Origin of the sequence: Microbacterium esteraromaticum (assembly GCF_900163815.1) — a bacterium.
In the GTDB taxonomy this organism is placed as follows: domain Bacteria; phylum Actinomycetota; class Actinomycetes; order Actinomycetales; family Microbacteriaceae; genus Microbacterium; species Microbacterium esteraromaticum_B.
In genome coordinates, this window is the sequence record NZ_FUKO01000014.1 from 15,741 (window position 1) to 29,519 (window position 13,779).

Genomic DNA, 13,779 nt, shown 5'->3' on the forward strand with positions numbered 1-13,779 from the left:
GTCAGTCTCCGGCCGATTCCGGTGTCCAAAGTACGAACCCCTGCGCGCTCACGTTCCGCTGCGTAGACGACCATTCATTGGCCGACGCAGGATCGATACGCCAGTCGTCGTCTTGCCATACCAACTTCGCGGTGAGTGAGCCCGATGTGGCGCCGTCCTTCCCGAGCAGAACCTCAATCACGGCCTGATCGTCGTCGAACGACACCACCCGATAGCCGAGGAACTGGACGCCAGCAAAGTTCGAGTCGGGTACCCGCACTTCCACGCCGTTCTCAACGTCGTCGACGTCTTGCAGAATGGCCGCTTTAAGCGGGCCGTCGAGCACTGCATGCTCCAGCAAGCCTCGTGTGCCGGCGTCAGGAGATCCGGTGTTGCCGTGCACGAGGTAGTGATAGGTCGCGAGCACCGCACCGGTCTGAGTGGGAGCAAAGCCCACCCTGTAGTCGTCCACCTCGACGCAGGGCCCGGCGCCGTCGACTTCGGGCAGTGCAGCCCACCGTTCGACCACCCAACGGGTTGCCTCCGGCGGGGTCGAGCTGATGTCCCGATCTGTGGCGTCGAGCGTGCAAGTCCCGTTCTCCGCGGGAGGGGCCGACGGCGCTACCGGCGCCTCGGACGCTGAGGGCTGAGAGGTCGGTCCCGCCGTCTGTGACGGTTCGAACCAGAACACGCGCAGCGCCCACACGCCAACGGCTACGAGGACGATAAGCGCGATGAAAGCGAGCAACACCCACGGGGCACGCTTGGCTTGCTCCGAGGTCTGCTGTTCGGGGCGTGCAACGCGGTTCGCGTTCCGGCTCCACCAGCCTGGATTGTCTTTCGGCATGTCTCGCTCCGTCCTCTCGTGCGCCGCTTAGGCGATCGCGTTCCAGATTGTTCCCGCAGCGCCCAGGACGATTGCGAGGACGAGTGGCCACACCGGCGCTGAGGCGTCCGCCTGACCGCCTCGGTTGCGTGCCTGCGCAGCCTGGACGAGCCCCACGATGAAGAAGACGAACAGGATCGCACCGACGGCCCAAAGTGCCCACGTGACGATCGTGTTGATGTTCTCGACCCCCGGAGGGGCGGTACCACCGGACGGGGGAACGTAAGTAGCTACTGAGTTGAGGAACTTCATGACTTCTTCTTTCTCTTTGGTGCCAGTGCAGCCATCACCAGCTGCACACGGACGCTTTTGGGGATCTCAGGTGTTCCCGGTTCCCGCCAGGCGGGAATGAACGGGATTGTCATGGTCCGCGGGTACACACCCGAGACCTGCTTTGCCAGCTGCACGGTGGCCCGCGACAGCTTGGGGCGATCGTGCACGAGGAGGAGAGCGCGGATGTCGTACGAGACATCTCCACGCGCGTTCGCTCGTGCGAGCTCAGCGGCAGCCTCCAGCCCTGCCGGATGCGTCGCGGCGACGACGTACACCGGGGCTTGCCACACCGGCTCGTGTAGTCCGCCATCGATCACGCTCTCGCCTGCAAGGCGAGCGAGGGTGCTTACGCCGACCCCGCCAGAGGCTCCCACCAGCCACACTGTGTCTGCCGTGATGGCCGGTGCGGGCGCAACAGGTGGGGTTGGCGCAATGTCGCGCGCCATGCGCGGAGCGCCGAGGCCGGTCTGTTCGAGGGCATCACCGAGGATGGGATCGGTTTCGATCTCCTCAGGAGCCTCCTCAGGCTCGGCCACGGGGAGGAATGGGTTCGTCATAGTCCCCGCCCCACTGCGGCCGCAGCGGCAAGCCAGGCCCTCCGCGTGGCCGGGCGCAGCGCCTTGTATCGGATACGACCCGCCTTGAGTGCAGGGTCATACGGGACGATTTGCACCGCTCGCACGAGCGGTGCAAACTGCTCCGCCATCCGCTGCGCCTCGGCTTTGTCCTCAGGCTTCCACTGAGAGATGATGACCACCGCGTTCGCTGCGAGCTCCGCACTGTGCTCGTCGCGGGACTCCAACGTCTGGAGCGTGAGCTTTGCGGCCTCGGCACGGTCCTCCATCGTCGTCGTCGGTACAACGAGTTGGTCGGCGTGCTCAGCCGCGGCACGGAAGTTCGCGGCCCGCAATGTGTTACCCGAGTCGATGAGGATAAGCCGGTAGTAGCGCTCAAGAATCGCGTGCACCCGGTGAACTTCGCCAGCGGAGATCTCGTGATCTCCCTCGTCGTTTTCGTCCGAACGCAGAACGTCGTACATGTCGTCGGTCTGATGATGCACATACCCAGCAATGGCACCATGTCCGGCCGAGGGTAGCAGTAGCCGCTCCTCGTCACGGAGAAGATCGAGCACGCTAGCCTCGCTCAGCCCCGCTTCGGTCCTCCAGCCCAGGGTGCCCTGGTTCTCGTTGTTGTCCCACGCGACGACGCCGCCGCCGCCATAAGAGCCGAATACAGCGCTCAGGCACACTTCGGTCGGTGTCTTGTTCGAGCCGCCCTTACGGTTGGCCACCAGCACCGTCCGCGTCCCTGGATGATGCCGCGCGACCACCCGGATATCTTCGAGCAGCGCCAACTCCGCAGCCGAGGGCGCAACCTTGATACCCACGAGGCCCAGAAGTCCGCGCACACCCGTGGCCGCGGGAGGAACCTCGGCATCCGCTTTCAGGAATGAGGTCTGGCGCAGACTGCGACGAGTCGGCGCCGGCAGCACCGCCGCATCATCCCCCGGCTTCGGAGGCAGCGTCGGGCGAGGCGGGATCGTGATCGTCGGTTCCGCCTCTGGAACCGGGGTCACGGCAGAGCCCAGCAGCGCCGCGTCGGTAGGCACTTCCTCGAGAACCTTCGGCTGCTCCGCAGGAGCGACTGTCGGCGTCTCTGCCGGCGTCGGACTTGGCGTGTCTGCCGACGCATCGTCTGCAAGCGGTACCCGCGAACCGTCCGGATGCACCGCGAAGACGTGTCGCTGGCCCTGGTCGGTGATCTCTAGCCGGTGTGCCTTCCCGCTCTCTCGCACAGCGTCGTTCGCAGCGCCGAGAACCGCCGCACGGGCGGTAGCGAGGTCGCCAGGACCGGCGACCTGCACCGCCTCTCCCCCAGCGCTCACAGTTCCCACGCCATCTGCCGTCACTACAGCTTCGATAAGTTCCATCACTGTCCCTTTCCGTCAGTCGGAGTTGGTTCGGGGGTGGCAGTCTCGGTCGGCTGCTGCACCTCCAGTACGTAGTAGGCGTTTCCGTCAGAGCCACGGGCAGCACGGACCACCGCCTGACCGTTGGGCAAGATCACATCCGGGATCACCGCACTGCTGCGCAGCGGCAACGTCGATCCGTCCGGGGCGATTCGCACACGGTTGTTGCCGGCCTGCTCGGTCCAGCCGTAGCCGGCACTAGCAACCACCGTCCCCTGCTCCGACTCTGTGACCGTCTGCGAATCGACGTCCAGGAGCAGCGATCCGATCCCAACAAGGCCGGAGAGAGCATCGACGCTCGCTCCGCCCGACGATCGGCCAGTCGCGTCGAACGTGCCAACACGCTCCAGCGTTCCAGCAGCGGAGACCGCATCGATCGTGAACGTTTGCGGGCCGAACCGATCTGCCCATGCCAGGATCAGGTTGCCGTCGACAAACGCCACAGTCCGAGACAGCTTCAGCCCATCCGCCGGTGCCTGCAAGGGCACCGCCGGAGGTAACACTGGGTTGTTGGACGTCGTCACCCAGAGGTTTCCCTGTTCCACGCTCACACTCACCAGGCCCGCGTCCACCGTTCCCACGGGTACGGCCGTCGCGGGCACCTGCCGGCGCTCCCACGACGTTCCGAGCAGCACCGCCGCCGCCTGGCCCGGGAGTTCCGCGTACGGGACATCGCCCAGGACAATCTCTTGCGCGGTCGTCTCGCCGTTCGTCAAAACGGTCCCCGTCTTTCGATCGAGTACGCTCACGCCCGTATTCGAGCGGGCCGCGAAGATCACGTCGGTACCCGACGGCGCATAGAGCGCGGTCACGTCGCCGGAGGTTCCTGAGCGCCACCGCTCCTGCCCGGTCTCCGCGTCGACGGCGATCACATCCGCGCCGTCCGCAAGTACCAGGATGTCGTCTCCGGCCAGGATCGCAGCGGCCCCTGGCTTGGCCGAGTCAATGACCCACGATGCATATGTGTCCCAGCCCGCGGGTGCCGAGACTGGCAGCTGACCGGCATCGGGTACCGGCACCTCATCTTCCGCGATCGGTCCGGTCGCGGGAGCGGGCAACACCCCGCGCGGGATCACGACAACCGCGATCCCGGCCACGGCCACCGCGGCGACACCGATCACAAGCCACCAACGCTGAGGAATGACCGACATTCGGCGGGAGAGCTTCGAGCCTCGTCCTGAGGCCGCGTGACGTTCCGCTGCGCCGCCGTCCAGGTCCTCCAGGGTCTCCGCCTCGGCGTCGACGACCATCACCCAGACCTCGCCGTCTGGACCCACACCCTGTACGCGGCACCGGGCGACGTTCAGACGTCGGGCGGCCGCCGCAGCGGCCGAGGCCGATGCCGTCGCGAGATCTGGATATGCCGCGACTCGGATAGGTTCGCCCACGCCTGCTGCATCAGCAACGGCAGCGTTGTCCTCGAACGTCAAGCCGATCACCGGCCACGCCGGTACAGCGTTTTCCCTGCCCACTTCGCCTCCGCCCGAGGTTCGCAGTGCCGGCATACGCTGCCAGCATCCTCACAGTAAATACGAAAGTTCCGACACCTAACGAATCTGTCCCCCAAATGGGGGACAGGCAGCGCCTCGCTGATTTCCGTCCCGAATTGCTGGAGTTGTCGGTACCTCTGGTCTACCTGATTCTCGTGCTCCAGTCTACCATTAAATGGTAGTCTTATGACGGTTAAGCAGGTCTGCGGCACAATGAAGGAATGCCTCGCTACGCATCTCCCCCAACGCCGCTGCCTGACGCAGCGACGAAGGCGGTAGAGATGCTCGGAGCCAATCCGATTCGAGGGGCGATCATTCGCGTCCTCGCCCAACACCCCAACGGCCTGACTTCCGGCGCGATCGAGCGGGAGCTTGGCGTCAGCTACCAGACGGTTTTCCGGCACCTCCAGCAGCTCGTCTCTATTGGCGTCGTCACAACCGATGGTGAAGAAGTCCACCACGGGCGCCGTGTGATTTACACGCTCGACCGGCAAGCTGTCATCACGACACTCAGCGAGTACCGTGACTTCCTGCTCGCTGAAGACTGATCTCGCGTCGCGCATTCCCACCCTCTCGCTTGTATCGGCTGGTCAGCCGATGGTTCGCCATCGGCTGATAATTGCCGCCGCTGCGCAGCGTGGAGGGCGTGTCAAGGGCCGGCCCTTGGGCCGGATTCCGAAGGAATCGCGTAGCGCCCTTGACGCGGCCGGAACGCTGCGCAACACCGCTCTGAACGGAGCAGCGACGCGCAGCGTCGACCCCATAGATCGTGCCGGAGCTCCGTCGACGGCGGCCGAGACTGCGCCGCCTCGGAAAGTCCTAGGTCTAGTCCGCGTGTCGCCGCTCCATAGATCTAGGACTTGGCTACTGTGACAGCCATGCCCACTCCGATCAGTAGAAAGGCTTCGTCCGCACCTCCGCTGCGGCGTAAGCGTGGAACGCCCGTGGTCGGCATCCAGGTCGACCTAGCCGAAGACGCGAAGGGCCTGCTCGACGCATACACGCGCGCAACGGGATTGCCCCAGTGGGCAATCATCGAGGCCGCGCTGCGTGCATCGACTCCGGGACCGCAAGGGTACCCGGAGGATTGGGAACTCCCAGCACCGGTTCACCCGGTGCCTTTTGAGTGGCCCGAAGCCGGAGAGGAGCCTGCCCGGCATAGCGCTTAACGAGTGAGGCCCGCCAGGGGCGGGCCTCGAAACTCTTGTGCCTCATCTGTCGAAGTTTGCCGACCGGAACAGATGAAGGCGATGTGAGGAAGAACCGGTGTAGGAGCCGGGGCTTCGTTGTACCTCCACGCGAAGGAGATGCCTTTATGGTACCCGGTGTAGCCGATTTTTCAAGCTACCTTCACGAATCTTTCGGCGTGTCCCCCGTTCAGGAGACCCGTCGAGATCTGCGTCTGTCGCTGACCGTTGCGACAGACGGTCACCGATGACGACCGCCGCGATTGCATCGCTCCCCCTCGACTACGCAAGGATCACCGAGACCGGCCGCGCCTGGTCCCCTGGCGCGCTTCGTCGACGTCAGGCGATCACCCATGTACAGGACAGGCACGACGGGATCTCCGTCGACTCTGCCGACACCCTCGACGAGCTGCGCCGTAGGCTCCCTCGCTGGCCGGGTCGTGACCAGATGCTCGCGATCGTCGACAAGATCATCGACCTTCCCGCCGTCGACGAGGCGCGCGGCCGCAAGATCGGTCGAGACGGGCTGCGCGCTATCTGGCGCAACGACATCATCGACGCCGCGCAGTCAGGTGGGCTCCTGCGCACGTCACGCCGCCACGCGGCCGTGAGAGCCGGATACAAGGACGGTGAGAAGACCGTGCAGAAGGCCCGGCAGATCGGCCGTCGTGCCGGTCTCTACGTCGAGTTGTACCGCGGCCGAGAACTCACCCAGCTCGAGCGCATCACCCTCTGGCACGGCCACGACCAGCACAAGCAACGCGGCTTCACCAGCGTCTTCGCTGTCGGTGTCTTCGCGCCCCGCCATGCTGCGCAGTTCACGACCCCGAAGCCTGGCCGATTCGCCCTGCCGCGTGTTGCGGATCGTTCACAGTCTGATGAGGCCACCCCCCTACCACGTAGTGGACCGCTTTTCGACCTCCCTCACGTTCTACAGATGGTTAATCCTGTTGCCGCTGACGCGGCAAGGAAGCTGAATACGAAGGGGGGTCCCACGATCCGGAGGAAACCTCGCGCTGGTCTCGGCCTCGCCGTCGAAGTGCTGACCGATCCAGGACTGGCCCGCGTTTTCGCTGGCGTCCGTCCCGGACGGATCGCTGGACAGCTCAAACCCTATGAGCAAGCCGGATGGGGACCCGTGCAGCTTGCCGTGGCGCTGCACCGCGAAGCAAGCACGCTGCGCGTGAGCACGTGGGAACCGGCATGGAGCCCGTTCGGGCTCCTCAAGACGCTGCTGCGCGGCGTCGCGATTCTCCCCGACGTCGACGCCGCGGTGTACGGCCCCGCCATGCAAGCTCAGTCGTCCACTCCCCCGCCCGAAGCGTGCGGCAACGCCGGATGCGACGGGTACGGATGGATCAACACCCTCACCGACGGCGGCTACCAGGTCGCGCGGCCCTGCCCTGACTGCCCGCCGCAGATCCGTGCCGGACACCACACTCCCGATCCCCACGAGTACGACGAACTGCCGTTCTGAACCACTGTGTGGAGGCCGGCGAGCCGGCCTCTGTCTCAACATCCCGGCCTGTCGGCCGTGATCGTTGTTTTTCCAAGGTGGGTTGGGGCTTCGCCACGATAGCTACGCCTCCGGCGCTGCGTGCCGCCGTCCCCCCTCCTTATCCTCCCTCGCTGCGCTCAGTCCGGTACCGGGGCCCAACGTCACTCCGCTTCTCCAGCTCCGCTCTCTGAGCTACCGCCCCACCCACCAGGGAAAAACAACGAGAGGGAGAGAGTCACATGAAGGTCAAGTTTCTGCGCTGGAAGACGGGCATCGGGACGGTACTGGACACCGGCGACGTGATCGAACGAGTCATCACTTCCGGCCGTCGGGACCGGCTCACAATCCTCAACAGCCAAGGCGAGGAATACACCGTTCAGGATCACCCTGATTTCGTGCTCCATGAACACGACTGGATCGAGAACAAGCCCACCTACACGACGATAGAGAACTCCAAATACACCTAGACGTCATTGACCAACTAGACTAGACTGATACTAACAACACGGCAGACCACCGGGACTAACCACCCCACATCGACAAGGAGCACATAATGACCACTGCAACAGCACCCGCCGGAGTCCTCGAACTCATCGACCCCCAGAGCATCGACGTCGCCACCAACGTCCGCACCGAAGTCGAAGCGACGCTGACCACGGGATTCCTCGACAGTGTGACCGCCAACGGCGTGCTCGTCCCCATCGTCGCGACGCGCGATGAGAACGGCGTGCACGTCCGCTACGGACAGCGCCGCACACTGGCCGCTCAGCAGGTCGGACTGTCGAGCGTGCCGGTCTACATCGTGGAGGCCAACGAAGCCGACGACGCCCAACGCATCATCGAGCAGCTGGTGGAGAACGACCAGCGTCAGGACCTCACCGACGGAGACCGCATCCAGGCATGGAAAGCGCTCGAACTCGAAGGGCTCTCGGCTACCGCGATCGCGAAGCGCACCGGAACCAAGCGCGACAAGATCAAAACGGGTCTGACCGTCGCCGCGAGCGACACCGGAACCCGCCTGATCGCTGAGGTCGGCATGACACTTGACCAGGCCGCGCTCCTGATCGAGTTCGAGGATGCCCCGGAGACCGTGGCGGCACTGACGAAGGTCGCAACCGACGAGCCGGGATACTTCCCCCACGCCGTACAGCGCGCCCGCGATGACCGCGCCGCCGCTGAGGCCCGCGAATCCGGCGAGCAGGTCGAAGCCACCAAGGGGCACCGCATCCTCTCGGAGGCCCCCGCATGGGATGCCCGCACCCCCTACCGCCTCGGCAGCCTCCGCACGAGCGAGGGAGAGCGCGTTTCCGCCGAAGAGATCCAGGGAAAGGAAGGCGTAGCCGTCTACGTCCGCGGACACCGCGACGGAACAAGCCAGGTGACCTACTACGTCGACGACCCCGAGGCGATCGGCTACAGCATCGCGGACGACGGTATGGCCCGTAAGGGCGGGCCGATGACGGATGAAGAGAAGGCAGAGCGCAAGCAGCTCATTGCCAACAACAAGGATTGGGACGCCGCCGAGAGCGTGCGTCGCGAGTGGCTGGCCCAGTTCCTCAGCCGCAAGACGCTCCCCAAGGACTCCGCGCAGGTGATCGCCCGATGCCTCACCGAAGCGCGGCACCTGGTCGCGGGAGAAATGAGCGGGAATGCCCTTGCGGCTGACCTTCTCAGCGTCGAGCCGGTATCGGGCTACTACGGTGACCGATTCGCCGACTTCCTCGCGGCTCACCCCGCGAAGGCTGGACACGTCACCCTCGCAATCGTCCTCGGTGGCATCGAGGCGAGCACCGGCCGCGACACATGGCGTCACCCCCGGGAGGAGACAGCGCACTACTTGCAGACCCTCACGAGCTGGGGTTACACCCTCTCCCCCGTGGAGCAGATCGCCGCAATGATCGAACCGACCGAGAACGAGTAGAAGCGATGCAAGCGCGGTGCCTCGGCCATTCGGCCGAGGCACCCGCCGGCACGGAGGCCGGCGCTGACCGGCACGGAGGCCGGTCCTATCCGACGACCGCTGCGCGGACGACTGCTCTGACGCCTGCGGCGCCACCCTTTTTTGCCTTGAAGCCTGCGGCAGTCTACGGTCGGCCACCCTCCACGCAAGCCCCGCTGCGCAGGGCCGACTCCCCCGAGATTTTCGGGCACGCGGTCGCTGCGCTCCCTCACATCGCGCCCGAAATTCTCTCCGCCGCCGCACTTCGTGTTGTCGCTCCAGCTGGCGCTCCCTGACAGGCACTACGTGCCTTCAAGGCAAAAAAACGAGGAGGAGAGAGATATGAACAACACGGCACACATAGATCCCGAACCGTGGGTAAGTCGCATCAACCCGCAACTACGCGCCCCGGAACCTGACGCATTCCCCGAACGCATCGGGACGCACGGGGTCGACTACGCCCCCCGAGTCCTGGAGGTCCGAATCCTCGTCACGTACAAGGGCGAGACCGGCTATCTGTGCAGCGAAACTGACATCAACCTGCGCACCCGCTATGGCGTCACCTTCGACAAGCGCCGGTCGACGATCCACCGGAACCGGGCGCGAGCCGAGCGCGTAGCCGCAAAAATCGCTGACCGCTTCGAGCGCGTCGAGATCGAGCAAGCACTATCGGCATAAACGCTAGACACTATTGACCAACTAGACTAGACTAATACTAACAACACGGCAGACCACCGGGACTAACCACCCCAGATGAACAAGGAGCACACGACATGCTGACCATCACCCACACTCACGAAGCCGGAACGATAATCGAGGGAACGGCCAAGGGCGACGGGACCGCCGCAATCCTCAAGGCGAACCGCTGGCGATGGGGTCGGAGCATCAGCGCATGGTACGTACCGAACAGCCGCGACCGACTCCCCCAGCACCACGTAATCACCCGCACCGCCGCAGCACTTGAGGCCGCAGGCTTTGAGCTCGAGACGTTGCAGCTCGACATGACCACGCGCAGCACAGCGGAGGTTGAAGCAGCCAAGGCCGAACGCCAGGCGGCCCGCGTCGACGCACTCGACGCCAAGGCAGAGCGCAAGACCTCCCGAGCAAATGAACTGTGGCAGAAGCACGAGCGCGACGTGGCGAGCCTGCCCGAAGGTGGCGAGCCCATCAAGATCGGGCACCACTCCGAGCGCCGCCACCGCAACGCCATCGACAAGGCGCACAACAGTGCCCGGCGCGGCATCGATGCGCTGCACGAGGCCGAGGAAGCCGCCCGCCGAGCCGAAGCAGCCGCACACACAACCAGCGCACGGTACAACCCCGTCACCGTCGCAAACCGCATCGAGAAGATCGCCGCAGACATCCGCCGCTGGGAGCGCCAGATCGATGCCGACGTATACGACGCAGAGACGGGTTACCGGCCAGCGACCGAGGAGCAGAAAGCCAAGCGTGCGGCACACTACGCGCCCAGGCTCGACGAGATGCGCGACCAGCTCGCCTACTGGCAGCAGGTCCGCGACGATCAGATCGCCAGCGGCCAGGCCACCGGATACAGCCCCGAGACCGTCAAGAAGGGCGACGCCGTGAAGATCCGCGGCACCTGGTACAAGGTCGCACGCGCCAACGCCAAGACTGTCAGCGTCGAAACCCCCTACAGCTGGACCGACCGCTCACCGTGGGCCGAGGTCCAGGACCACCGCGCAGCCACCAGTGGCAGCTAGACCGCAGTCGGGCCCGGTCCCCCACAGGAGGAGCCGGGCCCGACATCAACACGGCGACCGGTACCACACCGGAAGCACCCGCCCATCATACCGCCGAGAATCCGCGGAGAGAATAGCTAGACGTCATTGACCAACTAGACTAGACTGATACTAACAACACGGCCGACCACCGGGACTAACCACCCCACATCGACAAGGAGCACATAATGGCCACTTTTACCGGAATTCGCGTTGACGCCTCGGTTGACCAGACCGTCACCACGGCCGAGCTTGACGGCTCAGACATGCTGCGATCGCTGTATAGCTCGATCGGCTGCGAACGTATCGAGACGATCGAGCTGTCCGGCGGCATCGATGCCATATTCGACGAGGAGGGAAAGCTCACCGGAGCAGAACCCAACGACCTGGCCAGCGCCGTGGCGCTAGTGCTCGGCTTTCGCTTCCTTCCCGGCGACTACATCGCCGGCCCCGTCGTCTTCCTCGGCTACACGGACGAGGGCGACCATGTCAGCCTCACGGAAGACCAGAAGCGCGCGATCCTGCGAGCGGTCGTGATCGCCAAGGGCTGAGGGCGGGGGAGGCCCCAGGGCATCGAGCCCAGGGCCTCCCGGCTCGGGCGGGCCGGCGACGGAGCGCCGACCCGCCCTCACAGATCGCTGCGCGATCGGAGGCGCGACCCTTCGGGCCGCACGGTTCAACGACTTCGGGCATCGTTCCTGACGCTCCATCATTGCCGCCGCGGTCCGGCACACAAGCCCCTACGGGGCCGGCTCCTCCGAGATTTTTGCCACGCGTTCGCTACGCTCCCTCACATCGCGGCAAAATTCTCTCCTCCACCGCCTGCGGTTGTGTTCCGGCCCTGCTGCTGCGGCACTGCTCCGCTTATCAGGAACGAGCCAGCGAATTGGACGAGAAAGGACAGAGAACATGATCGAGAACGAGCTGCGGGTCTATAGCAAGCCGGGCTGTGTTCAGTGCAATGCCACCTATCGGGCGCTGGACGCCAAGAACATTCCGTACAAGATCGTGGATATCAGCGAGGACGAAGCTGCGCTGGAGTACGTCAAGGAACTCGGATACATACAGGCTCCGGTCGTGGTCGTCGACGACGAGGATCACTGGAGCGGCTTTCGTCCCGGCCACATCGAGCGCGTCGCGGCTCACCTGGTGTAACTATGTCTGACGAGCAGGCGGAAGAGCGCGGGCCTGTCTCCTGGGAGGCTCACCACTTCATGCGCCAGGAGCTGGCCAGACTGCAAGCCGAGAACGCGGACCTGCGGGGCGACGTCGACTACTGGCAGCGGCAGACGAACCACTGGTACATGAAAGCCAACTACAGCCCCGAGCAGATCGCAGAGTTTCAGCGTCGACTGTCGGAGGGGGAGCAGCTGGAACCGCCCGAAACGAAGGAGTCACCATAAAGGAAGAACACGCCAGCATTACTAGACCTTATTGACCAACTAGGCTAGACTGATACTAATAACACGGCAGACCATCGGGACTAACCGCCCACATCAACAAGGAGTAAAACCCATGTCTTTCATCACCTTCGCTGGAAACCTCGCCGCAGACCCGGAGCTGCGCTCCACTCCGAACGGCCGGGCCGTCGCTCGCTTCACTGTTATGGAGAACCGCCGGCGCCGCACCGCGGACGGCTGGGAGAACGAGGAGCCCAACGTGTTTCGCGTCGAGGTCTGGGGTGACCAGGCCGAGCACGTCGCCGCTTCGTGTCACAAGGGAGAGCGCGTGACTGTCGAGGGGCGCATCGAAACCAACCGATGGACCGATAAGGCGACCGAGCAGCAGCGCACTGCGCAGCAGGTCACGGCCATTGAGGTTGGATTCAGCCTCAAGTACCACACGGTCACCGCTCAGAAGGCCGAGCACAAGGCCGGAGCAGGGGAGCAGGACGACCAGAACGGTTCGTGGGAAGTCGCTGACATTCCCGACGGTGACAGCCCGTTCTAAGCCCGTCAGAGGCCGGGGGAGAGGCTGCAGCCGCCCCCGGCCCCGCGCACATCATCGACCAAGGAGACCACATTGACTGTTTACACGCTCTCGATCCTCAAAGGCGGATCGGGCAAGACCACCACCGCGGCCGATCTCGTCGCGTTTCTCACAGCCTCCGGCCGGCGCGTGCTGGCGATCGACCTCGACCAGCAGGGCAACCTCACCACGCGCCTGGGCGTGACGGACGACACCGAAGTGTCGGCCGTCGCGGCCGACGTTCTCGTGGGGGAAGCGTCCGCGTTCGAGGCGGCGATTCCGTCGCCTAGCGTTCCGGGAGCGCGTGTCCTCGTGGGGACTCAAGACCTCGCAGGGCTGGACCAGCGGCCCGAGATCATCACGGCCCTGCGCGATCACCTCCCCGAGTTCGTCGACCAGTGGGACGACGTTGTGATCGACACCCCGCCGGCATTGGGCCTACTGACGCTCTCGGCCCTCGCCGCTGCCGACGTCGTGATAGCACCCGTGGAATGCGCAACCGAAGCGTACGACCAGCTCGGCAAGCTCGATCAATTTATTGCGCAGCGAGTCGCCCCCCGGCTACGCCCCGGCCAGCGCCTCCACTGGGTGGTCCCCACCAAGTACCACAATCGGCAACTGATCGACCGAGAGGTTCTAGAACTGCTCACCGAGCAGTACCCCGGCCGCGTCACCAGCCCCGTCCGTGAGGCCGTAGCCGCCAAAGACGCCTACACCGACGGCAAGCCAGTCAGCGTCTACGCACCACGCTCCGCGATCGCCGAGGACTACGCCCAGACGCTCGCCACGATCACCGGGATTCCCGTCCCGCAAGTGCCCTGATCAACAGCCCAGCAAAGACCAACCAAACT

The 13,779-nt window shown here is 64.8% G+C and carries 16 protein-coding genes; 11 read left to right on the top strand and 5 right to left on the bottom strand.

The annotated features are described in order from the left end of the window. Window position 1: 1 nt before the first annotated feature. The 5 genes from FM104_RS04770 to FM104_RS04790 are packed head-to-tail and all read right to left on the bottom strand — an operon-like array spanning window position 2 to window position 4,495. Window positions 2-826: a hypothetical protein gene (locus FM104_RS04770; RefSeq protein ID WP_087130324.1), complete on the bottom strand. Its 825-nt coding sequence runs from the start codon at window positions 824-826 to the stop codon at window positions 2-4. Between the two features lie 27 nt (window positions 827-853). Beyond that, window positions 854-1,117 carry a hypothetical protein gene (locus tag FM104_RS04775; RefSeq protein WP_087130325.1) on the bottom strand — a complete coding sequence of 88 codons (264 nt, stop codon included), beginning with the start codon at window positions 1,115-1,117 and terminating at the stop codon, window positions 854-856. Further along, complete coding sequence (locus FM104_RS04780; RefSeq protein ID WP_087130326.1) at window positions 1,114-1,695, bottom strand: DUF6668 family protein; 582 nt, start codon at window positions 1,693-1,695, stop codon at window positions 1,114-1,116. The genes FM104_RS04775 and FM104_RS04780 overlap by 4 nt, the downstream gene beginning before the upstream one ends. Then, window positions 1,692-3,068: a MinD/ParA family ATP-binding protein gene (locus FM104_RS04785; protein WP_087130327.1), complete on the bottom strand. Its 1,377-nt coding sequence runs from the start codon at window positions 3,066-3,068 to the stop codon at window positions 1,692-1,694. The genes FM104_RS04780 and FM104_RS04785 overlap by 4 nt, the downstream gene beginning before the upstream one ends. Next, the gene (locus FM104_RS04790) at window positions 3,068-4,495 is read right to left on the bottom strand and encodes a hypothetical protein (RefSeq protein ID WP_218778554.1); all 1,428 of its coding nucleotides are present in this window, start codon (window positions 4,493-4,495) and stop codon (window positions 3,068-3,070) included. The genes FM104_RS04785 and FM104_RS04790 overlap by 1 nt, the downstream gene beginning before the upstream one ends. A 323-nt stretch (window positions 4,496-4,818) precedes the next feature. On the opposite strand from FM104_RS04790, the gene FM104_RS04795 reads away from it, so the two are divergent. From FM104_RS04795 to FM104_RS04850, 11 genes are all read left to right on the top strand, one after another. Further along, complete coding sequence (locus FM104_RS04795; RefSeq protein ID WP_087130329.1) at window positions 4,819-5,145, top strand: ArsR/SmtB family transcription factor; 327 nt, start codon at window positions 4,819-4,821, stop codon at window positions 5,143-5,145. A gap of 886 nt (window positions 5,146-6,031) precedes the next feature. After that, window positions 6,032-7,261 carry a hypothetical protein gene (locus FM104_RS04805; RefSeq protein ID WP_087130331.1) on the top strand — a complete coding sequence of 410 codons (1,230 nt, stop codon included), beginning with the start codon at window positions 6,032-6,034 and terminating at the stop codon, window positions 7,259-7,261. Window positions 7,262-7,521: 260 nt separating this feature from the next. Further along, window positions 7,522-7,749: a hypothetical protein gene (locus FM104_RS04810; protein ID WP_087130332.1), complete on the top strand. Its 228-nt coding sequence runs from the start codon at window positions 7,522-7,524 to the stop codon at window positions 7,747-7,749. 86 nt (window positions 7,750-7,835) lie between these two features. Further along, window positions 7,836-9,203, top strand: coding sequence for a ParB/RepB/Spo0J family partition protein (locus FM104_RS04815; protein ID WP_087130333.1), 1,368 nt, complete (start codon window positions 7,836-7,838; stop codon window positions 9,201-9,203). 360 nt (window positions 9,204-9,563) lie between these two features. Beyond that, a complete protein-coding gene (locus FM104_RS04820) occupies window positions 9,564-9,899 on the top strand; it encodes a hypothetical protein (protein WP_087130334.1) in 336 nt (111 codons plus the stop codon). A gap of 95 nt (window positions 9,900-9,994) precedes the next feature. Beyond that, a complete protein-coding gene (locus FM104_RS04825) occupies window positions 9,995-10,942 on the top strand; it encodes a DUF3560 domain-containing protein (RefSeq protein WP_087130335.1) in 948 nt (315 codons plus the stop codon). 206 nt (window positions 10,943-11,148) lie between these two features. Further along, a complete protein-coding gene (locus FM104_RS04830) occupies window positions 11,149-11,511 on the top strand; it encodes a DUF3846 domain-containing protein (RefSeq protein ID WP_087130336.1) in 363 nt (120 codons plus the stop codon). Window positions 11,512-11,869: 358 nt separating this feature from the next. Further along, complete coding sequence (gene nrdH, locus FM104_RS04835; RefSeq protein WP_087130337.1) at window positions 11,870-12,115, top strand: glutaredoxin-like protein NrdH; 246 nt, start codon at window positions 11,870-11,872, stop codon at window positions 12,113-12,115. A 2-nt stretch (window positions 12,116-12,117) separates the two neighbouring features. After that, on the top strand, window positions 12,118-12,363 hold the full coding sequence (locus FM104_RS04840; RefSeq protein WP_087130338.1) for a hypothetical protein: 246 nt from the start codon (window positions 12,118-12,120) through the stop codon (window positions 12,361-12,363). A gap of 112 nt (window positions 12,364-12,475) precedes the next feature. Further along, window positions 12,476-12,910, top strand: a complete 435-nt coding sequence (locus FM104_RS04845; protein WP_087130339.1) for a single-stranded DNA-binding protein — start codon at window positions 12,476-12,478, stop codon at window positions 12,908-12,910. 72 nt (window positions 12,911-12,982) lie between these two features. After that, window positions 12,983-13,750: a ParA family protein gene (locus FM104_RS04850; protein ID WP_179206675.1), complete on the top strand. Its 768-nt coding sequence runs from the start codon at window positions 12,983-12,985 to the stop codon at window positions 13,748-13,750. The last annotated feature ends 29 nt before the right edge of the window (window positions 13,751-13,779 follow it).